The sequence below is a fragment of the Kovacikia sp. CALU 1929 genome, assembly GCF_056784235.1.
This window is the reverse complement of the sequence record NZ_JBXBCF010000067.1, coordinates 74,905-98,922: the sequence shown is the minus strand read 5'-3', so window position 1 is coordinate 98,922 and position 24,018 is coordinate 74,905. Positions and strand designations below refer to the sequence as shown.

General features: G+C 55.3%; 17 protein-coding genes. 3 read left to right on the top strand and 14 right to left on the bottom strand.

Annotation, left to right across the window (positions count from 1 at the left end; all coding sequences use genetic code 11):
• Positions 1-101 precede the first annotated feature (101 nt).
• The 14 genes from AC1S52_RS14995 to AC1S52_RS14930 form a co-directional block, all read right to left on the bottom strand.
• Positions 102-1,871: a baseplate J/gp47 family protein gene (locus AC1S52_RS14995; protein ID WP_482029828.1), complete on the bottom strand. Its 1,770-nt coding sequence runs from the start codon at positions 1,869-1,871 to the stop codon at positions 102-104.
• Positions 1,868-2,353 (bottom strand): GPW/gp25 family protein, encoded by a 486-nt coding sequence (locus AC1S52_RS14990; protein ID WP_482029827.1) that lies wholly within the window; start codon positions 2,351-2,353, stop codon positions 1,868-1,870. Before AC1S52_RS14990 ends, AC1S52_RS14995 begins: the two co-directional genes overlap by 4 nt.
• A 118-nt stretch (positions 2,354-2,471) precedes the next feature.
• A complete protein-coding gene (locus AC1S52_RS14985) occupies positions 2,472-2,867 on the bottom strand; it encodes a PAAR domain-containing protein (RefSeq protein ID WP_482029826.1) in 396 nt (131 codons plus the stop codon).
• A gap of 78 nt (positions 2,868-2,945) precedes the next feature.
• Positions 2,946-3,596 (bottom strand): phage baseplate assembly protein V, encoded by a 651-nt coding sequence (locus AC1S52_RS14980; RefSeq protein WP_482029825.1) that lies wholly within the window; start codon positions 3,594-3,596, stop codon positions 2,946-2,948.
• Positions 3,597-3,780: 184 nt separating this feature from the next.
• Positions 3,781-4,884, bottom strand: a complete 1,104-nt coding sequence (locus AC1S52_RS14975) for a hypothetical protein (RefSeq protein WP_482029824.1) — start codon at positions 4,882-4,884, stop codon at positions 3,781-3,783.
• Positions 4,885-5,064: 180 nt separating this feature from the next.
• Positions 5,065-6,891, bottom strand: coding sequence for a hypothetical protein (locus AC1S52_RS14970; protein WP_482029823.1), 1,827 nt, complete (start codon positions 6,889-6,891; stop codon positions 5,065-5,067).
• 17 nt (positions 6,892-6,908) lie between these two features.
• Positions 6,909-11,180: a hypothetical protein gene (locus AC1S52_RS14965; RefSeq protein WP_482029822.1), complete on the bottom strand. Its 4,272-nt coding sequence runs from the start codon at positions 11,178-11,180 to the stop codon at positions 6,909-6,911.
• Entirely contained in the window at positions 11,177-14,617 is a 3,441-nt protein-coding gene (locus tag AC1S52_RS14960; RefSeq protein WP_482029821.1) for a hypothetical protein, read from the bottom strand. The genes AC1S52_RS14965 and AC1S52_RS14960 overlap by 4 nt, the downstream gene beginning before the upstream one ends.
• A gap of 2 nt (positions 14,618-14,619) precedes the next feature.
• On the bottom strand, positions 14,620-15,219 hold the full coding sequence (locus AC1S52_RS14955) for a hypothetical protein (protein WP_482029820.1): 600 nt from the start codon (positions 15,217-15,219) through the stop codon (positions 14,620-14,622).
• A gap of 196 nt (positions 15,220-15,415) precedes the next feature.
• Positions 15,416-16,525, bottom strand: coding sequence for a hypothetical protein (locus tag AC1S52_RS14950; RefSeq protein WP_482029819.1), 1,110 nt, complete (start codon positions 16,523-16,525; stop codon positions 15,416-15,418).
• Positions 16,526-16,655: 130 nt separating this feature from the next.
• Complete coding sequence (locus AC1S52_RS14945) at positions 16,656-17,135, bottom strand: hypothetical protein (protein WP_482029818.1); 480 nt, start codon at positions 17,133-17,135, stop codon at positions 16,656-16,658.
• A gap of 3 nt (positions 17,136-17,138) precedes the next feature.
• Entirely contained in the window at positions 17,139-17,636 is a 498-nt protein-coding gene (locus AC1S52_RS14940) for a hypothetical protein (RefSeq protein ID WP_482029817.1), read from the bottom strand.
• Between the two features lie 11 nt (positions 17,637-17,647).
• Positions 17,648-18,763: a phage tail sheath subtilisin-like domain-containing protein gene (locus AC1S52_RS14935; protein WP_482029816.1), complete on the bottom strand. Its 1,116-nt coding sequence runs from the start codon at positions 18,761-18,763 to the stop codon at positions 17,648-17,650.
• Positions 18,764-18,839: 76 nt separating this feature from the next.
• On the bottom strand, positions 18,840-19,325 hold the full coding sequence (locus tag AC1S52_RS14930) for a hypothetical protein (RefSeq protein WP_482029815.1): 486 nt from the start codon (positions 19,323-19,325) through the stop codon (positions 18,840-18,842).
• Positions 19,326-20,220: 895 nt separating this feature from the next.
• On the opposite strand from AC1S52_RS14930, the gene AC1S52_RS14925 reads away from it, so the two are divergent.
• From AC1S52_RS14925 to AC1S52_RS14915, 3 genes are all read left to right on the top strand, one after another.
• Positions 20,221-21,927, top strand: coding sequence for a hypothetical protein (locus tag AC1S52_RS14925; RefSeq protein WP_482029814.1), 1,707 nt, complete (start codon positions 20,221-20,223; stop codon positions 21,925-21,927).
• 355 nt (positions 21,928-22,282) lie between these two features.
• Entirely contained in the window at positions 22,283-22,894 is a 612-nt protein-coding gene (locus AC1S52_RS14920) for a fasciclin domain-containing protein (protein WP_482029813.1), read from the top strand.
• A gap of 148 nt (positions 22,895-23,042) precedes the next feature.
• Positions 23,043-23,852, top strand: a complete 810-nt coding sequence (locus AC1S52_RS14915; RefSeq protein WP_482029812.1) for an SDR family oxidoreductase — start codon at positions 23,043-23,045, stop codon at positions 23,850-23,852.
• The last annotated feature ends 166 nt before the right edge of the window (positions 23,853-24,018 follow it).

Here is a 24,018-nt window from a genome sequence, read left to right as displayed (position 1 = left end):
GGAGAGTCGGGAACAGGGTGAAGTGGGGGCTAGACCTCCGAGGTTTTGAAAACCTCGGAGGTCTCCGGAGGCGCTACAACTAACAACCAAACAACTCTCTCCTACTCCCTCTCGACTTCTACCGATCCCAGGGAGATTCGTTCTATTGGGGTGAGTGAGTAAGTGGGATCGGTGGAACGGGTCAAAATCTGGCTGATGCCGCTTTCCTGGGTGAGGATGAAGCGAACCTGGTAGGGGGTGATGGTGGTTTCGCTGGGAAGGGTGGGGGGAGGGGTAGTGGTGTCGTAGGACTCCAGGGAAGCGGCGGTTTTGTTGGGCAGGGGAATGGTGTGCAGCAGTTTGCCGTAGGTCAGGATGCGTTTAGCGCGGTCTGTCTCTGGTGCAGTGGGGGGTAGTTCGCTGGCGTTGAGGGTATTCAGATAGGTGAGGGTTTGGGTCAGGGCGGACTGAATGGCGGTTTTATCGGGGGCGGTTTGGGCGGCTGGATGGGTGACAACCACCGAGAGTTGAGTGGGCAGGGCGGGGTTGGCAATTTGCAGGTTGCCCAGAATGGTGGCAAATCCGGCGATTTGCAACTGACCCGCTGTGAAATCGAGAACGTTTTCGTGGATGTCATCGAGGGTGGCGCTGAGGAACCGTATATCCTGCACCTGGGGAATGCTGAGTATCAGTCCGACGAGGCGATTGAGGCTGGCGGGTTGTTTGGCTGGCAGGCGATCGAAGTAGTCGGTCAGGGTTTCTCGCACTGCCCGTTGGGCTGTCCGCAGATCTGGCTCAATCAGCCCTTCAGCGGTGCTAATTTGCATTTGCAGGTTCACTTTACGAGGGGGTTGCACGCCCGTGATCAGAACCTTAACTCCAGCCGGACGGGCATCTTCGATCGCCCGCAGAAGGCGTTGTTCCTGTTCTGGCGGTAAGACTTCGGCATGGAGCGTGACTTCTACCCGTCCAGGAGCTACTTCTTCCACATCGGCATTGTTCAATCCCTGGCGGGCGATCGCCTGCTTAATGGCACCCAGGGTTGCCCGTTCACTACCGTGGAGAAAGTTTTTGGTGCGGGTGCGGAGTTCGGTGTCGGTTTCATCCTGGGTGGCGATCGCCGTGGGTGCGGGATTGGTGACACGGGCAATTCCGGCAATGGGAATGGGCAATACTGTAAGCTGATCTGCCTCCAGCCGTGGGTTTTGCTCTAAATCTCGCACGGGGACGCGAATCGTCGTTTGCCCAACGCCCATCGTCACAGCGGCGGTTGTTTCATACTCCAGATTGCCATCTGCGGTGATAATTCGGGTGCCAGCGGGAATTTCGATCGTGCCAGGGGTAGCCAGCGATCGCTGAAATTCCACTTCACCCACCGCCCGACCACCCCGGATGCGATCGATTCTCAGCAATGCCACAACATTATCCAGTGCTTTGCCAGAAGCCGTATCAATAAAGCCCGACTCGTAGACCACTTCTAACTGGGCATAGACACGGGCAAGCTCCAGGGCAGTGGTTTCTGCCAGGGTGCGCACGACACTGCCGGTTTGAATGTCGGTCAGAACGGGTTGTGCCTCAGCAGGGTAGTAGTTGATGTTCAACAACGTGTCTGGGTCGGGCAGGTCTGCCCCAGGCTTCCATTCCAGCACCTGCTGATCGACCAACTGGTAGTCCACATCCTTACGGAACAGATGGGGCTGCCCATTGCGACTGCCATAGACGGAAATAATATCCGCTACGGGAGGCTGCTGCAAATTGTGCTGTAAAGGGGAAGCCAGCGAAGCAGAAGCCCCCTGGGGGGGAAAGGGATGGGATTCTGCCGCAACCCCTTTCGTGATGGTTGTGAGCAGATTATCCAGAACTTCTGGGAAGGTGCGTCGTCTAAAACTCATTGCCCTAACTCCAATGTGAAGGGTCCGATGGTAACGGTTGGGGTTGCGCCGATCGGCTTAACTCGTAGCAAAACATTGACCTGGTGCCGAACCGCTTCCTGGGTGCGGCTCCCTTCAACCGGGGTGACCGTCACCTCTGTCACTTTCTCGATCCGGGGTTCCCGTTGCAGGGCATCCAGAATGAAGAGTTTGATCAGGTTGCGGGTGGTGGGGGTGTTTTGGCTACCAACAAGTTCATGCAGCCGGGAGCCATACTCCGGATGTGCCAGGGTTGCTAACTCGCCCTGGGGGGTCAGAAGTCGCAAAATAATTGCCTGTGCCAGGTTGTTCTCACCACTTATACTGCCGATATCGGTAAGCATTCTGGGCTGTTTGGGAACGCGCCGCTGCTGGGTAGCAATTTGATAGACCGGGCGCAACTCGGAGTGCTGGAGTTGCAGGCGCATATCGGTGAGTAGCTGGGGGTTGGGGTCGGGAGGCATGGGAGGGGAATGGGGAGAGGGGGAGAGGGGTGAGAAGGTGTGGAAGGGGAAGGAAATGTTTCAAGAGTTTGGCTTCGCCTGTAAAAACGCTCTATGAATGTTCTACAGAAGGGGTAAATTAACCGCCAAGCATGACGGTGCTGACGGCAATAACGGTGCCAACCGGCAAGTCGGCTGGGTCATTGCAGGTGAGGGCTGTGTCACCATTTCGGGCGGCAGGTTTGCCATTGATGAAAATGCTGCTGCTGCCCAGTTGAATCGTGGCTCGGTTGGCGGGTGGTTTTTGAAAGGGTCCACCCTGGGGAATGTGGGCGGGGGTGTTTGTCGCGGTACTGCCCTGGACTGCCGCTGGTTTGCCCTCGAAGTTGACATCGGGGCTGAGGGAACCGTCGATCTGACCTGTAAATGGATGGGGCAGGGGGGTTGGTACCGGACCGCCGGGGGAAGGAATCATGATGATGTGGGTGTCGGTGGCGATGATCTGATCGCCTTGTTTGGCGGCGGGTTGTCTCATGGGGTGTGGGGTGAGGGGTGAGGGGTGCCCAGACCTCCGAGGTTTCCAAAACCTCGGAGGTCTAGATCTGTTTTTGAATCAATTAATGTTGACGGTGGGTTGTCCCTGGATGTTGACGGTGCCGCCGTTGAGGTTGAGCTGGCTTTGGGCTTCCAGGGTGATTTCGTTGCCCTGGATCTTGACGTTGCCCTGGCTTTGGAGGGTGAGGGCACCGTCGCGATCGATTTTGACGATCGCCTTTCCCCCATCGACGTTGACTTCAACTACGGGGTCGTCATCCCGGATGTTGACCGAAATCCCATCTCCAAGCTGGAATAGGAGTTCGCGGCGATCGCCACTATGTAGCTCCACATGCACGGCATCGCTGTCTCCAGCATCCAGCGGTAGATGCAGGATGGATTGCCCGACATCATTCACAGGTGGACGGTCTTCGTCGTTGTACAGGCTGCTGGTGATCACGGGGGCGTTAATGTCACCGCCGATAAACTGCACCATCACCAGATCTCCCACTTCAGGAATGCTGGCACTGCCGAGACGAGCCGTGGCAACGGGTACCTGTTTCAGTACCATTTCTGAATCACGCAGTTTCACAGTGCAGGCGTAGTTATCTGTGTCTGAATCACTGGTATGGGGATGGGACTCCTGCACGATCGCCAGCTCGGCGGTGCGGATGCGTCCCAGTTCTTCTCGGACGATGCGTTGGAGAGTTTCGAGGAGGGTGAGGGGCATGGGGGAGGAGGGGAGGAGGGAGGAGTTGAGAGTTGAGAGTTGAGAGTTGAGAGTTGAGAGTTGAGAGTTAGGGAAGGTAATGGGTGATGGGCAATGGGTGAAGGCTGTATGGCTTTGTTCAGAAGGGGAGACCAAGAACTACAGGTTCCTGACACCTAGCACCTCACACCTAGCACCTAGCACCTCACTCCCCACCCCCTACAAACTCAATCAAAGTCGTAAATCCGTGAGGTTTGGAGAATTGGTGGCGCAGGTGTTGAACGAGGAAGGTGCCGTTGAGGGCAGACTGGGGAGCATCGGTGATGGCGATCGCGCTGCCGACGACGACTTTGGGGGCACCGGGAACGAGGATACGTCCCATCAGGGTTTGCCGCTTGGCGGCGGTGGCTCTGCTTTGGGCTGACTGTTGGGCGGCATTTTGGCTGCGAAGGGCGGGATCTGAGATCTGTCGCTGGGGGTTGCCTGACCCGCCACTGCCTTTGACAGAGGTAGAATCTTTGACCAGCCAGTTCCAGGCGTTTTGTCCCTGGCTCCCAGCGGCACCCTCTCCAATCGCGGTTACAGTGCCCACAACCGTTGTGGATTGAGTAATCTGGAGCGAGACAATATCGGTACCAAAGACAAAGGTCTGGACCGGCTGCCCGCCCGTAAAGGGGACAAATTTAAGTTTGTTTGCCGGGGTGAAGTAGGCGAGGAAGCCGCTGGTTTGAGCCAGGGTCGCGATGTGTTGGTATGCCGAGCGGCGATCGTCGAGGGCATAGAACGGGAAGTTGATGCCATCTTCCAGACTGTCGGGATTGATGTTGGCTCGTCCTGTCAAATCACGCACGATGTCACCCGCTTTCTGCTGTTCGTAGCTCTGGTTCAGGCGCAGCTTTGCCAGGGCGGCTCCACCGTTGGTTGCCGTCAGCCGGGTCATGCCTGTCAGGCTGTAACGGATTTGTTCAACCTGCCCGGTGAAGACTGGCTCGTTTGCATCATCTTCGTAGCCAAGAGAGACGCTGCTAGTGTCACCGACTGCGACGGTGGGTGCCTCCGAGTCAGCGGATAGATAAATTTCCAATACATCGATGCCAGCAGCCAGTCCAGTTTCGAGGGCGATCGCCACCACACTCCGCTTCCAGGCATCCGCACCACCCCCTAAATCGACTCCCAAAGCGCTACTGGCGGAAGCGGCTAAACCACCCAGGGGTGAGTTATTGCCGCTACTACCGCCAAAGCTGACCTCAAAGGTGGGTCGCCGGACGGCAGCAGGGGCGGTGTTGGTGGGGAGGAGGGAGGAGAGCATGGGGGGAGTTGTTAGTTGTTGGTTTTTGGTTGTTAGTTGTTGGTTGTTAGTGAGGGGTAAGGCAGTAAGGACAGGAGTGGTTGGTATTAGTGAGGGGTGAGAGGTGAAGGGAAATTCAAAACTTAAAATTCAAAACTCAAAATTTTCAACTCTCAACTCTTTCCTCACACCTATCACCTATCACCCTCCTGGTTGCTCGACGCCGTAGTGCCTTGAATCGGTCAGGGGAGGATGGGCGACGCGGCGCTGTCCGGGGTTGGTGGGGTCGGGTTCGGTTAAGACTCGCTGGACGCGGATGACGGTGCGGTGTCCGGTGGCAGTGATGGCGGGTAAACCACGGACATTGCCAAAGTCGAAGTTCCACCGGAAATCGTCGATTTGAGTCTCTAGCAGTTCCATATCCCGTTGGATGGTGTCCTGTCCTCGTAGCCATGCCATCCGTTCGGCGGCAGTTCGCAAGACAGGGCGATCGCTTCGATCTTCAAAGCGGAGGATGAAGGTGTAGGTGCGATCGCGGACCTGGTTGAAAGGATCGCCCAAAATGTCCTCGCCGCCTCGTCTGCGGGGAGACGTGCGGGAAAGGGCATCGCGCCAGTTCAGGGGTGGATCAAACTGGCTACCATCGCCGTGTTGCTGTTCAAACTCGGCGGCGAGATCGCGGGGGCGCTGGTCGGGATGAAAGCTGATAATCCAGATTTCATCCAGAAATTCCTCTGCCTGGTTGGGGAGGCGACCGCTGCCAGGTCGCCATGCCAGGGGATGAAAGGTGTAGTGCTGGATGTGTTTGGGTGCCCGTACTACAGGGCGATCGCGGTCTTGGGCGCGGAGGTTGACAATCTCCTGGGGAGTGGCACCCGCGGGTATTGTCTCGGCGCTGCCACCGAAGGCAACACTCAAAAATCGCAGCATGTTCTGTTGCCGACCCAGGGCACAGCCCCGAATTCGCAGCAGTGTATGTCGATCTACGACCGTATTGGGCAGGGCGGGAAAGTCGCCGTTTGCGATCGCCCCTTCCAGGCGGGTGGGTCCAGCCGCCCTCACCGCTGGGGCAAGATCAACATCGGTGGGCAAGAGCATCAGGCTCATGCTGCCCATTTCAGTGGCGTGGGTGACAAGGTTAATTTCGCCCCAGGGTAGTCCATTGCGGGGTCGGTGATTATCCAGGTAATCTCGAATGTCACGCAGGCTACGTTGCCGGGGAGCCTCATGAGTGGCGGGGTTGAGGGCAAAGTAGGCATAAGCTGCCCGGTAGAAGCAGCCCACTGACCCACCACAGCTTGCTTCGGCATCTCCCATGACAAAGACGATGCTCTCTCGCACATCCAGTTTGTGAACTGCCATCACGGCGGGTCCGGTTTGGGGATGGCACAGCACCATCAGGTAAATCGCCAGTTGCGCCACTGGGGGACGGTGTTCTGTGACTTCGGCGATCGCTTGGGTAGCGGTGGCGGGGGTAATGACCAGAACATCGGGGAGGGAACTGAGCCACTGGAAAGTTCCAGTCCCCCCCGCTATGACGGCTTTGAACCGGGTAGGTGTATCCAGGGGAATCAGTTGGGGTGCCGGGTCAGTGCCATTTTCAGCTTTGATTTCGACGGTGATGGCGGGTTGTCCGACCGAGAGGGAATAGGTCTTTTCAACTCTGCCATCGACTTTGACATCCAGCAGCACATCGGGCTGAGTCCCGGCGGTTGCGGAGATGCCCCGGATGGTCAGCAGGGATTGGGTGTTGCCGGGAAAGGATTTGAGATGGGGGTCAGTCTCGCCGACAAACTGAATTTCACCCGTGGCGTTGGGTTGCTGACGCAGGATAAGTTCCACCGGATGGGCATCATCGGGTTGACCGGGATTGTTGATCCGCTCCTGGAACCATTCAATGCTGATAAACAGGCGCGAGTTGGTGTCCGTGGGAATTTGATCCGAGGCGGCGATCGTGATCCTGGGTAAAAAATGGGTTTTGCAAATGGTGCCCCGTGTCACCCTGGCTTGAAATTGCTCGTATGGCATCTTGGCTCACCCCCTGTTTATGCCGCTGGCTGCACGTTAAATCGAACTTGAACTGAGACTTTGGCACCCAGGTTGTTTCCAGTCCCCGCCCAGGTTTTGGTGACTGTACGGAGTTCATAGAGATAAACCTTTCTCAGGGTGGTTTCCCGGTCGTCAGTTTTCTCCGGTAGACCTAACCGTTCATCGGTGTCAAAGTCAGGCTGGTAGGTAACGGTTAGAGTTTCTGCTGTGCCTGCGGTTCCTGCCGGAGCGGTGTAGGAAATTCTGGCAATGCCGTTGGTGTTCGTCGCCCGGTACAGGTCGGTAGGTGGTGGGGTGGCGGGTGCCCGGACTCCATGCCGGGGGGTAGGGGGTGCCCCTGCCGGAAAGGCATAGTGGGCAGCATTACCCACCTGAAACTGGAGGTTGTAGCCCGCCAAGGGGCGATCGCTACCATCCGTAACCTGGACAATCAGAGATTTGGTTTCCCCCTCGCGGATCGGCACTTCAGACGCAACTGGTGTCCCAGGGGCGGTACTGGAGGTGCCTTCCGAGAGGGCGATCGCAGGCATTAGTTGATTGTTGAGTTCGTAGATTGCCTGAATTGTCGGTGCCAGGTCGGGAAACTCCAGGTGTGCCTGTGCCAGGATTTGTTTCAAGTAAAGGCGCGTACCCTGGTTGAATTCGGCACTGGTGGGACGGTTGGGAAACAGGCGCAATGCCTTGCGTAGCAGTTTGACAAAGCGTTGACTTTCCGCTTCGCTGACAAAGCGATTGTGGGCGTACCAGAAGTTGGAGGAGTCCGCGAAGAGGATGTCGGGTTCTACGATCGCATGGTGAACCTGCCACAGGGTATTGGCAAAGTAACCCTCGTTTTCCATCCCCTTACCAGGGGCATCAAAGGTGGGCAGTGTGCCCGTCGTTGCTCCCCCAAACAGATACCGTTCCATCGCGGGATCACTGGGATTGGTAGAAACGCGGGTCAGGTTGCTGGATAGCCCGCCTGCCATCGGAAACCCCCGCAGGCGGTTGGTGGTAGTAAACTCAGACCCCCAAAACATTTCGTGGTACTCGGCAAGCCCTTCACTGGCTGCCAGATTGGGGTGAATGATCTGGTAAATGGTATGACTACCGCCCTTTTGGGCGAAGGGGGGGTAGGGCTGGGTGGAGCGATCGAAAACCCAGTGCGCCCACTCATGCACCACGACCGAATCATCCCATGCCTCAATCGTGCGTCCCTCTGTGGTTGGGTTCCCGGCACTATCTAGATCCCTGCCCAGCTTGATCACATCGCTGTCCCAGGGATGGAGTGCCCCCCGTCCGTTGGTTAAATCCACATCTAGCTTGCGTGCTCGGTCATGATCGCCCCAGCGGTGGGGGGACTCGTCGGTGCGGGTCAGGTGTCGCAGCCAGCGTTGTGCCAACCGCAGCACTTGCATAACGTTGATTGCCGCATTGGTGCTGTTGGTGGCGCTCAGGATCTGGTGGCGCTCGTAATGATCGCGGGCAAAGTCGGAAATGGGTTCAGCGATGAAGTTGTGGGCATCATCAAAGATGCTCAGATCGCCCACATTAACCTTTAGCTGGCGATGGATATCTCCACTCCAGTCAGCTTTGGTATATGCCCGCAGGGAAATATCGGGTTCGCCTTCGCCCAGGTCAAACAGGTTCACGGGCAGATGGGTAAAGGTGCGAATTAACCGGATGCGATCGCGTTCCGTATCTGCGATTGCCAGCAATCCCCTGGCATCCACCACGGCTCGACTGGGAGCCGCCAATACCAGCATTCGTGCCAGTTCGGGGTAGTAAACGGAGCTGGAACCCACATCCTGCCGCAACAGGTTTTTTAAGTCCCAGAAGGCGATCAGGGTGCCGTCCGGTTCTGCCCGAAACACCATTTGCTGGGCGCGATCGGTGACAATCAGCTTATTGTCTGAGTCCACCGAGATGCCGCAGGGCTGCCGGGTCACTGTGCCTGTTGCACCAGGAGCGGTGAGAGTGAACTGGCGCAAAAATCCGTGGGTTGCGTCCAGGCAAACAATTTGTCCGTTGCCCGTGTCAGCGATGTAAACGTTGCCTCGCTCGTCGATCGCCACATCCTCTGGGGTGGATAGGGTGACACTGCCTACCGTGCTGATGCTGCCCGTAAAGCTGCCATCCCGCCTGAGAGTCTGGATCCGATTGTTACCCCGGTCAGCCACATACAGGATGGGTTCCACCCGCTGGGCGATCGTGATTCCACGCGGGTCATTGAACTGGTTTGCCGCCGCACCCGGACCCGACCCCAACTCCGTCTGAAATGCCAGAGCGGCATCGTATTGGCGGATGCGGTGGTTGCCAGAATTGACCACAAACAACCTGCCCTCCGGGTCACGTACCAAACCCACAGGCTGATCCATCCCGGTCGCGGCGGGAGCAGTTGCGGCAGTCAGCACACCGGCTGGATTGCGCTCATACACCAGTACCCGGTTGTTCCCGGTATCACTGATCCACAGCCTGCCATCCGAGTCATAGTAAACAGACTGGGGAGCATCAAAGTGGCTGGGGTCGGTTTTGGCGGTCCAGGGATGACCCACCACACCAGGATCGGTGATGGGAATGGTGGCATCGGGTAGGGGGTTGCCGCTGGCGTTGAAAACCCGACCCCGGATCACACGGTGGTTAACGGCATCGCTGACATAGACCTCACAGCGGGCATCCACCGCAACAGAACCAGGGGTGAAGCGAGTGCCACCGGAGTAGGTATGCTGCCAGTGAACCAGATGGGTTCCGTTGAGGTCGAGGCGTTGCACCCGCTGATTCCCCGTTTCTGCGACATAGAGATACTGACTCTTGCTATCCACCGCCAGGGCAACGGGGGTATCAAATTCGCCTGTGCCGTTGCCGCTGCTGCCACCGGCTGCGCCCCAGGTTGCCTCATGGCTATAGGTAGAACTGGCACTGTTGAACGCCCACCGGGAAACCCGATGCAGGGCGCGATCGCAGACAAACAACCGCCCTTCCCGGTCTGCTGCGATTGCCACCGGCTGACTGAACTGGTCAGGGTTGGGAGGAGTGGCACTGGCAGTCCCAAAACTGGTGAGCAGATTGAGGGCAACATTCAGCCCGGTGGTTGCCCGGTTTGCCTGGTTGCTACCGCTGGTTGTCAGGTCAATCCGAAACACATGCACCTGCTTCCCGGTGGCATCGGCAACCGCCAGCAGGTCAGGTTCATCCACTGCCCGCCGCGAGACCACCGCCAGTCCCATCGGCTGACCAAACAGGGGCAACCCACCCACGGAAGGACTGAAACTGGCACTGCCGCCAATGTTGCGCAGGCGATAACGCCCCTTGGTGCCTGCCAGCACTCCATCGGTCCAGTCGGGCTGGAATAGTAGAAGCCGCCGATTGCCTGTATCGGCAACAAACAGATTGCGGTACTGATCCACCACCAGACCCGTGGGACTGTTAAAGCTGGAGGTCGAAGGGGCGATCGTTTCACACAACGTACCATCCGGGTAAAATCGCCGCACCACGTTGCCATCGATCAGAAACATATAGCCATTACCATCCACCGCAACGGAACCTGCCTGCTCAAAACTGCCCCCTCCCAGGGTCCCGACCGGCATTCCCGGTGGGTCTAACCAGGCGCGAGGAGTCGATGCAGGCGGATCGGGCAACTGATCCAGGGCACTGGGTGCCGTGGGATAGACATCAAAGTAAGGGTAGGTTTCTCCGGCAGGCACAGCAACGCCCGGGGCTGGGGTCGGGTTCATCCCAAAGCCCGTCATTGTGTCATCGGGGTTGAGCCAGTCAATCCAGAGAAACTCGTCATAGTCTGCCAGGTGGATGCGTGCCGTGTCCTGGGGTAGGGCTACCGGATTGCGCTGACCAGAGGTGTCGAAGTCGGCGTAGGCAAGCCGCAGTTGGCAATCCAGCCCGACAAAAATCTCCAGTGGGTTGGTGGCATCGGCATGGGCACTGATGCGGGGAATTCGGTGGTTGACGTAGTGGCGCGTGACCCATTGCCCCGGTAGGGTGTAGGGGCTACTGCCGGAAGGCACCGGAATCGAGGCGATCGCCCGTTGAGCCGCGGGAATAGTGATCGTAAAGTAGGGGTTGAGGTGGTCTTCTTTGGTTTCGTCGTAGTTCACCACCACCTGCGCCAACCCATTGCTATCCGTGGTGTGGCTACCATCGGAGAGATTGGGGTCCCACAGCCAGCCCTTTTCTTCACACAGCAGGCGGGCATTGGGAATGGGAATCATCCGCCCCCCGACTGGATCAAAGGTCAACACCTTAACAAAAATCGTTTTCGTGACCGTGGTCATCCGATGCTTCCTCCTATACTGCCGCTGGCACTGCCGCCGCCACTCAGGGCACCTCTGGCGGCCCCCAACATTTGATCAAATGCCCGCTCTGTTTGCCCCAGGCTGAGTTCAAAGGATTGCTCCAGTTCATCCAGCTTGCCGACCAGGGGCAATAGAATCACTGTGAAATCGATCGCCGCCAGTAATTCCTGAACGGACTGCCACGCCTGGTTTAGGGGTGGAGCCAGAATGGTGCGTGGATTGACATCCATCAGCAGTTGTTGCACCTGTTCCAGGGCAGTCTGCAAACCTGCCAAAACCTGGGATGGTACGGTACTGGCAACCACTAATTCCAGTTCGTGATGCATGGCATCCAGATCCGCCACAAACCGGGTTGGGTCCAGTGCCGCCACGATCGCCCGCAAATCACTCAATGCCCGGTCAATGTCGCCTGCCAGAAAGTCGATGCGGATGCTGCTGACAGTCGCCTGAATCCGGTCGAAGATTGCCTTGACCTGGTTCAGACTGGCTTCAATTTGTAGCCCTTCCACCAGTCCCAGCACCGCTTCGTAGCTCTGGTCTAGCTCGGTGGCAATATCCTGGGGACGAATGGGAATTAGTTTGTTTTTCAGAGCTGTGAATCGCTGATCCAGTTCTTCCAGAAACCGGGTGGGGTCTGCCAGCCGCATCACCCGCTTAAAGGTTTCTGGGTCCAGCAGTTCGCGGGCGTAGGGGGGTAACAGCCCCAGCAGGCGATCGCGCAGTTCCGTATAAAGCTGGCTCAGGTTGGGCAGTTGCATTGCCTGCCGCATCCGTTGCAGTGCCGTCAGCAGATCCGCATAGGTGGCAAACAGGTCTGCCAGCAGGCGATCGGGATCCATAAACTGAACGGCGATCGACAACCGCATCTCATCTCCCTGCACCTCCAACTGTTGGTGCAAGTCAAAATACTGCCCTTTCAACTGGCTGTAGCGGGCGGGCAGGTTGAGGTTTGTAAGGGCGAGAATCACCCCATCCAACTGTTGCTGGATCTGACGGCTGATGGCATCCGGTTGCAGGCGTTCCAGCAGTTGCAGCGGTGCCTGAAACATCTGATGCAGGGCAGTAATGGTTTGCTGCTGCACGGTTTCCAGAAATTGCAGTAAGGGTGCAGCCAGTTCCACAATGGGCTGGAACACCACGGAGGGCTTGAACCGATCCAGTTCCCCTTCCAGTTGGGCAAACCCTGCAACCAGCGGTTGCAAAAATTGGAAAGGGCGGATGTCGCGCAGATCTTGTTTCACCTGCTCTACGGATGCCAGTAGATCGTCGATCGCCCCAGTGATGTTAAAGCTGGCAATACTGGCTTTCAGTTGATCCAGCAGGGAAATCAGTGGATTCAAGATTTCCCGTCCTTTCAAGGTGTTGACAGCAGTGGTGGTTTCCTGAAAGGCAGCGGCAACGGGAGCAGCCAGAACCGAGGGCTTCAACTGTGCCAGAGGTTGCTGCAAAAATTGCTGGTGTAGTTGATCCAGCGGTTGCAATAGGGAGGCGATGTTGAGGGACCCAACCGCCTGTTCGATCGTGTCAAAGGCGGAGAACAGAGCATTCAAAAGCTGGTCGGGTTTGAGTGCATCCAGCAGACCAATTGCCTGTTCGTACTGCTGCTGTAACAGGTCGATCGCCTGCCGGGGAACTGCCTTGACCTGTTCAAACTCATCTTTTAAGGGATTGCTGATGGCAACGGTGAAGTCAATTTGAATGATCACATCCAGCGCGACTTTGAGTGCTTCCCTTAGTAGCGAGTTGAGCGATTCTGGATTGATGGAGCGCAACTTTTCGGTATTCTCTTCAATCAAGCCAAGCACCGGATCAATTACAACGCTGAAATCGATCGTGCCCAGGGCATCGAGGATTTCCTGAATCTTCTGTTGCAGTTCAGCCATCAAATCTGGAATGTTGAGGTCAGACAGAAACTCGGTAAACTGCCCAATCCCCTCGACGGCTGCATCCTTTGCGGTGGCGATCGCCCCTTCCACCGGTTCTAACAACCCACCCAACTGACCGAGAAACTGATTCATGGAGGTTTGAAACTGGTTCAGGGAACCTGCCAGACTGGGGGCAGCGGGATTGGCTGGATCTCCCCCAATCGCAGTCTGGGCAGAGGTTAACACCCCGCGCAAGTCCTGCTCAAACCGGAACTGGAAGGAACCGTCTGCCTGGAAATCACCCAGGTTGCCAGCCAGCGATCGTGCCTCCTGGGTCAGGTCGTCAAAAAATGCTTGCAGTTGCGCTAACAGTTCATTGACGCTTTGCTGCAAATCCTGGACTGTGGCTTCGGCGGTTCCAAGTTGGGTTTGCAACCCATTCCCAATGGCTGAAATGTTGACCTGTTCAATCGTTTGGCGGGTAGTTTCAAAAAAGCTGAGGATTTCAGTTCGCACAATCGAGAGGTCTACCCCGTCAATGGCGCTATCAATCCGGTCAAACAGGGCATGAAAAGGATCGTCAATCCGCCGTACATCCTGCACCTGCACACTAAGCGCGGCTTCCATTTGTTGCCGCAAAAAGTCTTCCAGGGCATTGGGTTGCAAAATGCGGGCATTGGCAATCTGGCGGATCAGGCTCATCAAGGGGCGCAACTGCTGCTTCAGATCGTGCAGGGTGGCAACCGCTGCCATTGCCGTATCGCGAAATTCAGGGAAGTCGGCATCAACCTGCGCCAGGGTCTGGCTGTAGGCAGCGGTAACAGTAGTGAAGCCAGTGGTGATGCCCTCGGTCAGATCCGTTGGCACTGCCGTGCCCAGAAAGTCATCCAGAAAAGCCAGCAAGCGCCGTATTTGGTCAAACCCAAGGGCATCCAGGAGGCTGTCCAGAGATCGCTGCACCACCTGCACCACCAACGCGGATGGGTCGGCTGAGTCCTGCGCCTGTTCAATCAGCGGCATCAGCACCCGATGTTCTTCTTGAACAGACTCAATCCAGCCCCGGATCTGTTCTGCTTCTGGACCTTCAAGGCTGCCCAGAATCCGCAGAATTTGATCCAGCAGCGTACTGGCGATCGCGGTGCGATCCGGGGGAATGCCCTCAGAAATGCTGCGAATCTGTTCTAACGCCTGCTGCAATTGCTGCACCACGTTTCCCGAAAAGGTGGCATTTGTCTGGCTGATTTGCTGCTCAAACCCAGTCAGTGCTTCGGTGGGGGGAGCCTGTGCCCCTGTCCGCAGTTGGGTTAATAGTCCGGTTGCCTGACTGACTGCCCCCGCTGCATCAAACTCCAGGATGGCAGGAAGCTGCTCGGTCAACTGGTGTTGAAACGTCTCGACCTGTGCCGTGGGCGAAACCGATACCAGGCTGCTTGCCCCTGCCAGACCAGAACCCGTCGCTCCGCCGCTGCCCGGTTCGCCCAGAAGTTGCTGCACTCCTGTAAACGTTTCTTCCAGGGTTCCAATATTAATGACGAGCGATCCTTCTGGCATGGCTATTCTCCGGTTCCAAAAATGGTTCTCAGGGGTTCCAGGACTGTATCCAGTCCATCGACAGCACTGCTGACCCCTGCCAGTGCCCCCGTTAGCGGCGCGGTTGGATCGCTAAAGTCGGGGATGTTGCCCAATCCTTCAATCACGTCCAGTGCCCCGGTGACGGTATCGAGAAAGCTACCTGCCTGATCGAGTAAGCCGGTGTCTAACCCTCCCAGCAGATTGGGCGGTGGGGGTGGGGGTGGACTTTCGCGCAGTACCAGCAGGTAGTCGGTCTGGTCGGGTTTGGAGCCGTTTTCCTGAAAGTGCAGGGTTTCGATGATGACGTACTGCACTTCCGTGGCGGTGACAATATCGGCAACAAAGGTGACGGGTTGCCCCTCGCGAAACTTGCCGCGCAATTCTTCTAGAAATTCGTTGCGAACTTCATCGCTGTAAAGGCTACCTGCGATCGCGACTCGTGTGGGGGCAGTGTTCATATCCTGGAACAGGCTACCCACTCGCCCTGGCACTGCCAGTTCGACAAAGTTGCGCTGCTCCAGGCTCTGGATGGAGGCAATGCGAGGAATTTCCCAATCTCCCAATACAGGTTTGACGTTCATAGAGCAGAGGTGAGGTGAGGGGTGAGGGGTGAGGGGTGAGGGGTGAGAAGGGACTGGAAGTTACAGCGATTTTCATTTGGTTAAGCCCCACGATTCCCTACTCCCCACTCCCTACTCCCCTTCTTTCCTGTGGGTCTACCCATCCGAAAACTGCTGTAAGCTGGCTGGCTGTATCTAAAGCTGTTCAAATAGCCGCTCAGGATAGGTCCACGCCATGTCGTTGGGCTTGCTCTATGAGTGCCTCGTTTAACAGGTCTGCGACCTGGCTGGCGGTAATTCTGGATGGGGGGGTTGGGATGGACTCGATGGCTGATCGCTGGGATAGATCTTTGTTGTCTTCGATAGGCAGGGATAGGGGAGAATTAACCCGGTCTGGTTGCTGCACCAATTCTGTCCAGGCGGTGGGGTGGGGTGGGGATGTGCCTGTGCTTTCTGGCTCCTGTGATAGCAGACCTTGGGGAGACAGAGATGGTAGCGGGGAGAGGGGGGAGGTTGAGGCTGGGGCGGCGGCGATCGCGCCGGATGGTGAACTGGCAACCCCCTCCATTCCTGTGAATGGGAAGAATGGGTGGGGCTTGGAGGGAACAGGTTCTAATGGGGCAGATGCCTGGATGGATTGCTCACCTGGAACTAGGGTAGATGCTGGGGTATGGGTCGTTTGCGATCGCAGCAGACTATCGGTGAGGGAATTCAACAACTGTAAGGACTCTGGCAGCGGTGGCTCAGATTTTGATTCAGCGGGTAGGGCTGAAGCTGGCGCAATCGATGGGTTCAATGGCTTCTGGTCTGCTGTTTCACGGGGGCGATCGCCTGGATTCGCCGGATCGGCGTGATTAGCGAGATTGGAGGGTTGGTGGGGAAAGCGGGAGGGATGGGGGGCGATCGCAACTGGAGAATTTTCATTCAGTGCTTTCCGTTGCTGTAGGGAAAAAACGGGGGCAGGGGCTTCTGTTTTCAGGTTGGTTGGATTGGGCAGGATCGCAGGTTTGGGTTGGTGTGGGAAAGAGGCAGGCTCAGGACTGGACGGAGTTTTGGCTTGACCAGGATTGCCAGTCGTCAAATCTATCTGGCGAGGAGCCAGGTGCTTCACCATCACCGCTTTCTCTGCTGAAGAATGGAGAGTTCCATCCGCCAGCTTGCCAAAGGGGGCGACGGTTAGAATTGGCAAATCCGGTTCCAGGTCGGGCAATGTCTCTGCCGCCAGCAATTCGCCCAATACCTCTCCGGGGTTGCTCAACTCATCGGCTACTCGCCTGAATGCGCGCACTGTCTGTTGCCATGCAGGTTGTTGCTGATCTAATGCCACAATTGTTCTTCCTTCGTTTGGGACTGGCTCCAGGGGACTACTCCTGGTTCCTCGATATGGGTTTTATAATCCAGCGTGACGAGAGACAGTCACTACGCCTCATCACCCTTTTCAAGCCAAAACCCACCCCTCACCCCTCACCCCTCACCCCTTTCAACATCTGTAGATGCAACAACACCTGCCCTAAAGTGAGTTCGTTCACCTGTTGGGGAGTCCAGCCAAACTCTTTTGCCAGGATGAAGGCGGCTTTTGCCAGGGGATCGGCGATCGCGGTTGATAGATGCTCTGCTGTGGCGGAAATGCCACTGATCTGATTCACCTGTTGCAACAAAAATTGCATTAATCCAATTGGCAGAGCCGCAACCTGAGTCACGCTCAGGTCAGGTTCTACCAGGGCACGTTGCACCATCAGAGTGGCGATCAGTGAATCGCTTTCTTTGGCTGCCCGCGAAATCAACTGCAAATCGCGGACGGTCAGGGGACGAAGGCGCACGGTTTGGGGTGCCGTGGGTTCCCCATCGAGTTGACCTGGATGCAGAACTGGGACAGGAATCGGAATCTCAAAGGTGAGGTCACTTCCCGCTAAAAGTTCTTCCGCTGTCAGGGTCATGGCTTATCCTTGCTCATCCGCAGTGGTGATGTAGAGTGCCTGAAAGCTGACTTCTTCCAGAACAAAGTCGTCTTCTGGCAGGGTATAAGCCCAATTTTCAAACTTGGCTTCGTATAGGGTGACGGTACTGCGAACGCCCGGTGAGGAGGGATTTTCCACCAGCAGGGTGATGTTGAATGCCGGCTGTGCCCAACTGCTTGCCGGACGGCTATCCGCGGCATCACCCAGGAGTAGTTTGAGCATGGCTCCGTTAATGTATGCCCGCCCGATGGTGCCACGAATGGTGACGTTGCCGGGGCGCAGTTCGGTGGCATAGCGCTGTCCAATTTCGTGGAACGGTTTGACGGCAGAGAAAACGTTGACTTTTACGTTTTGGGCACGCCCAATGGTGGTCAGGTCATAGGCACCCAGGATGCCCTGTGCCTTTTCTCCTTCAGTGCCCTGCGGTGCTGCCAATGTGATGGAAGCATCTGCTCCAGTGAATACGCTGGTATTTGCCATAGGTTTTCTCCTTATTCCAGAACCAGAGTGACGGCAACAAAGTCGATTGAGAAGGTGGGTTGCAGAACGGCATTGACGATCGCCCGTCCGGCAATTTCATCGGGGCGGGTGGCGGTGACTTCCAGGCTGTAGCCCGTCAATGCCTCATCCTGTACCATCGTGGTCAGGAAACCATCGATCGCGCTTTGCATCGCTTTCCGTACCCGTTGATTGTTCAAGCGTCCAATAAACGGGTCACAGGCTTGCCGAATACCTGCCTTGGCAAAGTCCACAATCCGGCGGGTGGTAACTTGCTTAAATGCGCCATTGGTTGCCATTTCAGTGGTGATACCCCGCACTGCCCGCACGCCCTGCCGTTCTTCCAGCACCAGCACGCCGCCCTGCACCAGGTCTTTGGTTTGTCCGTAGGAGAAGCGTTGTGCTAGTTTTGTCACGCCTGAAAGTGACTTATTTGTGGGACTAAAGTGGGGGGGCAAGGTGCTGAGCAATCCGGCAACGGCAGCAGCGGCATAGGTGCCTTTGAGCGATACGGGTTGTTGAGAGATCGCATCAAATGCGCGAACCCCAGGAGCAACCATGATGATGCGGTCATTCGCCGCCACCTGAGCTTTAATCGCTGCGACGGTGGTGGCATCAGAACCAATGACTGCCATCGCATCTCTGCCATTGTTTTCCCCGGTTTCCAGCACACTGGTCAATACCGCTTTGGCACCATCGGTCGAAAGCTGGGGAGCGACGAGAATATTAACGTCATCCTTTAGCAGTTCTTCAAAGGCTGCGATGTAGGCATCCTGTCCCGGTTGGGCATCCCCAGCACCGAGGGGTAATGCGCGGGCAAAGACCGTGCGGGCACCGTTCAGGTACAGTAACTCGATCGCCCGTCCCAGATTAAATCGACTAGTCACGGCACCAGAGGCGTTTTCGGCATAGGCATCGTAATCGCCAAAGGTGGTGCGGGCGCTGCCATAGTCTGACAGCAGAACAGTTTCACCCGTTCCCTGGCTGGCAGTACCCACGATGCCAATGTTGCCAGTTGAAATTCCGCCGACACTGATTAACCCTTCGGATTGAACCCGAATAAATGTCCCTGGAATGATGAATTCTGAAACACTAAAAGTCTCTGCCATTGAGAGGATCTCCTTTGCAATAGAAAAGAATCGCGCGAGTTGGGCAATGGCTTCAGCGAGTAAGCAGAGGCATTGCCTAACCCACCTCCAAATTGATCGGAATTTGTTGAATCAGCCCTTCTGATTCTTCGGGTAGTTTCAGGAACTCATACAGGACATGAAACGATAGGGTGCGTTCCAATGGGTTGGTCGTTTCCCCCCCGGTTGTCGTTCCCGATTGCACACTGATGTCATTCAAAGAAATCTGGAGAATGCCCTGCTGAAGCAAGGTTTGACGAGTTACGCCAATCAATGCTGCGATCGCATCTGTGACTGCCTGGTTGAGTTCATCAGTGTCCTGACCTTTGACCGTCAAAAACACCGTTCCCTCTAACCGTCGTCCTACAATTTCCCCTTTCGGACCGTCGTGGATGCCAATGAAGCCGCCCAACCCCGTTGGCACAATCCGTGTCGGACTGATCAGGAGGGTGGGTTGCAGGGTTGGTTCGGTAACGGATGGCAGGAGCGATCGCAGGGCATTGGTCAATCCGGTTAAAACTTCGAGGGGGTTGAATGTATCCACAAAACTGACTCACCAGAAATACGAGGCCGTCATGGAGCAGACTTTAAAGAGCGAGTTGTTAGCAATTCGATTGATCAGGCAGGTTTTACAACGCAATCGATTCTGAGTAAACAATCAATGCATTATTTTTACCAACATGCATCTGTTGCTTAATCAAATTCAACTACTTATCCCTTTTTAAATCGAAAAACAATTTGATCTTTAGCGGTTGGTTTTTAGTGCTTGACTTGTGAAAAAACAATGCTTTTAAGACAAGCAAGTGGCTATTTCCCCAAACGATTAATCATTAGCTAAACCTCATCCGAGTTAAGAACTGGAGATTTTCACCAGAAAAAACTATTAATTTCTAAGTTGGTGAGGTGTACTAATTCTTTTCAAGCTCTAAACCTGTGATAACAAACATTAGAGAGTTTTGATCGTACCCTTACGGGTGATATTGCTCAGGAATCCAATTTGGTCATTTGATCAGGTGATTTGACAGTAAATCTTCCACAACAAAACGAGGGGAATCCGGATCAGTCACAACTTCTTAATCAATCTCAAGATTCCACCCTTTCCTAAAATTGATCGCACAGAATGGTGAGAGTAAGGGGGCAAGTGTTAGGGGTTAGGGTCAGGAAACTTTAGCCCTTATACCAATTCTTTATAAGGCTGCACTGAACAAGGGGCTTAAGCCCCTTGCCTTACAAGGGTTAATTCTGCTCATCCTCAAATGAAATTGGTATTAGTCTACCCGTCGGAACAGATCTCTACAGCCTTCACCCCTTACTCCTTATCTCCCCTAACTCAAAACTCTTAACTCAAAACTCTCAACTTTCCACTCTCAACTCTCAACTTTCCACTCAAAACTCTCAACTCTCAACTCATCCCCCCTCCCCATTCATCTTTCCTAACCGTGAACATCCCATCTGTCTCACTTCAACCAGGCGGTTCGCTCCAGCCAGCAACCCGCCCGTGGTCCGTTGCCACCCCGATTGGGGCACGCCCCCTGCAATTCTTTCGCCAGGTGTTTTACGTTCGCTTTGCCCCTACCGATCTGGCAGAAAAGATTGTGCTGGATCCGGCGACCTCCTTTCGTGCCGCGTTCCACCGGCAGGAATTCAATGCGCTGAATCCCGGTTTATCGATTCCCGCGGCGACCCAAACCCAGCGAGGCGATGCGGTGATTGTTGACTTGCAGGGCACCCGGCAGCTACGCCGGATTCGATTAGCCTCTGGGAAAGTGACCAGATCGGGATACGCTCTGGAAGTTTATCGGCTGGATGGGGAGGTCTTAGCGAATCAACCCACAGCGATCGCGTCCATCCAGAGCAACACCGCTACCCTGGACACCGACTTCACCGACACTCGGTTTGCCCTCCGACTCAAGCGCCATTCCGATCAGTACGAACCACTGCTGAGCGGCGACTTGACTGAAGTGACCGTGCGTAGTTTTCCTACAGGTCCACGGATTGGCATGGCGGCGATCGCAACTCCCCTGGAACCACTGTTTTTCTGGCAACAGCCAGGAGAGTTTCGCGAGGCAACGGTTGCCTCCCCTCTGGTGGTCGAGGCGGATGCTGCCCTGGTTGAGACTCTTCAGCGCTATCTGTCACGGCTGGCACCTCCTCTGCCCGCGACCGTCGAAGTAGCACTGGTGATTCAGTCGGATGTGCCCTGCCAATTTACAATCAATGCCTTTGATCTGGTTTACCATTTGGTTCGGTCTTCGTTTCCCACCGTCGATGACCCCACGCCGCCTCCCGAAAAGCAGGTCTTACGGTTTACGGGCGATCGCCTCCAGACTCAGTCCGTTGCCCTCTCCCTACCGTCTGCTGCTAAAGTTCGCCATGCCAGTTTGAAGGTGGTTGAGAGTTTTCGCCCGGAGCGCCCTGCCGCCCTGACCGCAGCAACAACCCGTCTGGATCTGAACTTGCCCCAGCGAACTGGGATTCAACTGCTGCCTGGTCAGTGGATGGCTCAGGTGATTACCCCACCTGAGGTGATTACGGTCAGCGGCATAGCGCTGGGATTGATGGCGATCGCAGCGCCCACAGAATTGCAAATTGAAATTCAGGATGATTTTCAGGGGCAGCCCTCGACACGCAAACTTGCAGCCAGCACCCTCACGATTCCTAGCCTCAACGAACCCACTTACCTGTCGGTTCGCTTTGCCACTGCGATCGCCCTCCAACCGCAATCCTACTGGCTGTTGTTACAGGTCAACCGGGGAGCCGCCATCTGGCTGGTGCAGGAGAGTAGCCAGAGCGCTCGAATTGTAGAAAAAAATGCCCAGACTAATACATGGTTAGAAGTCAGTGCGTTTGAACAACAGCAGGCAATCTATCAGTTTTTATCGCCCTCCGTATCAGTTGCCGCTGCAAATTTGTCAGGGGATCAACCTCCTCCCACCCAGGTTTCCATTGGTAACGAAGTAGTGCCTGCGGTGGCTCAAACTCAACCCGCGATCGATGCCAGATTCTTTGACATGACCGTTGCACTCAATACCTATCTCAGTCATCAACCATCCACACTGCCCCAGATCACCATTCCCCTATCCTTCACCACAGCCGTACCCGGAATCCTAACGGTGTACCAACCTCAGATCGAGTTCGATCTTTAAACCGTACAGGCTTTGACATACTCGTTAGAATCACGATCGCCCTTTCTCTGACACCGCCGTGGTCTACCTGGCATGACAACACAGGAGTCAGCAACCGTGCAGCTTTGAGGACTAACCGAAACCAGAAAGGCTTGTTTCTGTAGTCATCCAGGTTACATGGGATGCAGGCTGTCACTTTCCCGTCACATTTGTATTTCACCGTGAAGGATAGGGAGTTAACCATAACTCTTGATACCGCATGGAGGTTTATTCAACAGCAATATTCTGCTCTGATTCTGTGCAGATTATGACATTCACCTTTTTCCATTGACATCCTCCATTGTTGGTTTTTCGAGCAAGAGATTAGGAGTATTTCATGCAACCAAGAATCAAGTCTTTCAGCAAAACCTTTGCAGCACTGGCAGCCAGTTTACTGATTGTTCCCGCGATCGCCGCCTGTGGTCCCGAGACTGCCCAAACACCGACAGATACCCCCGCTACCCCCGCGGCTCAGACCGATCCAGCAGTAACCGGCTCACCCGTACCCACTGCCCAACAGGGGACCGGCACCGTCGTAGATGTGGCTGCATCCGAGCAATCCCTTTCAACCTTGACTTCTGTAATTCAGGAAGCGGGTTTAGCTGAAACCCTGCAACAGGACGGACCTTACACCGTGTTTGCCCCCTCTAATCAGGCATTTGACGCAATTCCCCAAGAAACCCGTGAGCGTCTGTTGCAGCCCGAAAACCGGGAAGCTCTGCGGCAAATTCTGTCTTACCATGTAGTGCCCGGTCAACTGGCAGCGAATGAACTTGAATCAGGGCAAATCGCAACGGTGGCAGGTGAACCTGTGAATGTTCAGGTAGATCAGGCGGCAAATCAGGTGCGGGTGAATGAGGCTACGGTGACCCAGCCAAACCTGCAAGCTAGCAATGGGGTGGTTCACATTGTCGATCGCATCATCCTGCCGCCCGGTGTGAATCTGTAAACTGTCAAGCTAATCCGGGTGATTAGAAGTCGAGTTTATGTAGGTGGTGGGTCATTAGTCATTGGTCATTGGTCATCGGTAACTGTGTTCTCCAAAGCTCCCGTTACCGATGACCAATGACCCATTACCTTTTTTAAGGAGAGAAATCATGAAGGGATTAAAAGGGAAAAACGCACTGGTGACAGGAGCCAGTTCGGGGATTGGGCAGGCGATCGCAGTTCGGCTGGCACAGGAAGGTTGCAATATTGCGATTAACTACCGCAAAGATGAATCAGGCGCAGAAGATACCGAAGAAATGGCAATGCAACGTGCCTGTGGAGAAATTGAAACCTGTGGTGTGAAGTCGCTATTAATTCAGGGAGATGTTTCCAAAGAAGCGGATATTCTCTCGATGATCCAGACTACGGTTGAAAAGTTAGGTAGTGTGGATGTTTTGATTAATAATGCTGGGATTCAGTTTGAACAACCTTCCCACGAAATTTCAGCGGATGAATTTGATCAAGTCATTAATGTTAATTTGCGTGGTGCGTTTCTGTGTGCGCGGGAAACCATTCGCCATCTCCTGAACCAGAATCGTTCCGGTGTGATTATTAATATTTCAAGTGTGCATGAAATGATTCCCCGACCACTGTATGTCAGTTACTCTGTCAGCAAAGGGGGAATGGAAAATCTGACTAAAACCCTGGCACTGGAGTATGCTGATCGCGGCATCCGAGTCAACGCGATCGCCCCTGGAGCTACCGTGACTCCGATTAATGATGCCTGGACGGAGGACCCGGAGAAAAAAGCGATCGTGGAAAGCCATATTCCCCTAGGTCGGGCAGGCACCTCAGATGAAATGGCTGCCGCAGTTGCCTTTCTGGCATCCGATGAAGCGGCTTATATCACCGGACAAACTCTCTTCATTGACGGTGGACTCACCCTCTATGCCGACTTCCGTGAACCCTGGTCAGCTTAAAGTTGGGCATTCGCAATGCAACAGATTCTAAATCAAAGGTATCTGTCAGCCAATTTGCCATAGTCGGAGGCAATTGAGCATCGATCCAGATCTTCATGCTGTCAGTCTGGGAAAGTCGGTACGTCGTGGTGCAAACAGCAGGCAAGCTTGAATATCTGCAAGCTCC

Coding starts and splice junctions, on each gene's coding strand:
- AC1S52_RS14970 (WP_482029823.1), bottom strand. CDS start 6,891: ATGCCATACGAGCAATTTCAAGCCAGGGTGACACGGGGCACCATTTGC.
- AC1S52_RS14960 (WP_482029821.1), bottom strand. CDS start 14,617: ATGCCAGAAGGATCGCTCGTCATTAATATTGGAACCCTGGAAGAAACG.
- AC1S52_RS14995 (WP_482029828.1), bottom strand. CDS start 1,871: ATGAGTTTTAGACGACGCACCTTCCCAGAAGTTCTGGATAATCTGCTC.
- AC1S52_RS14955 (WP_482029820.1), bottom strand. CDS start 15,219: ATGAACGTCAAACCTGTATTGGGAGATTGGGAAATTCCTCGCATTGCC.
- AC1S52_RS14965 (WP_482029822.1), bottom strand. CDS start 11,180: ATGACCACGGTCACGAAAACGATTTTTGTTAAGGTGTTGACCTTTGAT.
- AC1S52_RS14990 (WP_482029827.1), bottom strand. CDS start 2,353: ATGCCTCCCGACCCCAACCCCCAGCTACTCACCGATATGCGCCTGCAA.
- AC1S52_RS14975 (WP_482029824.1), bottom strand. CDS start 4,884: ATGCTCTCCTCCCTCCTCCCCACCAACACCGCCCCTGCTGCCGTCCGG.
- AC1S52_RS14915 (WP_482029812.1), top strand. CDS start 23,043: ATGAAGGGATTAAAAGGGAAAAACGCACTGGTGACAGGAGCCAGTTCG.
- AC1S52_RS14945 (WP_482029818.1), bottom strand. CDS start 17,135: ATGACCCTGACAGCGGAAGAACTTTTAGCGGGAAGTGACCTCACCTTT.
- AC1S52_RS14920 (WP_482029813.1), top strand. CDS start 22,283: ATGCAACCAAGAATCAAGTCTTTCAGCAAAACCTTTGCAGCACTGGCA.
- AC1S52_RS14935 (WP_482029816.1), bottom strand. CDS start 18,763: ATGGCAGAGACTTTTAGTGTTTCAGAATTCATCATTCCAGGGACATTT.
- AC1S52_RS14940 (WP_482029817.1), bottom strand. CDS start 17,636: ATGGCAAATACCAGCGTATTCACTGGAGCAGATGCTTCCATCACATTG.
- AC1S52_RS14985 (WP_482029826.1), bottom strand. CDS start 2,867: ATGAGACAACCCGCCGCCAAACAAGGCGATCAGATCATCGCCACCGAC.
- AC1S52_RS14980 (WP_482029825.1), bottom strand. CDS start 3,596: ATGCCCCTCACCCTCCTCGAAACTCTCCAACGCATCGTCCGAGAAGAA.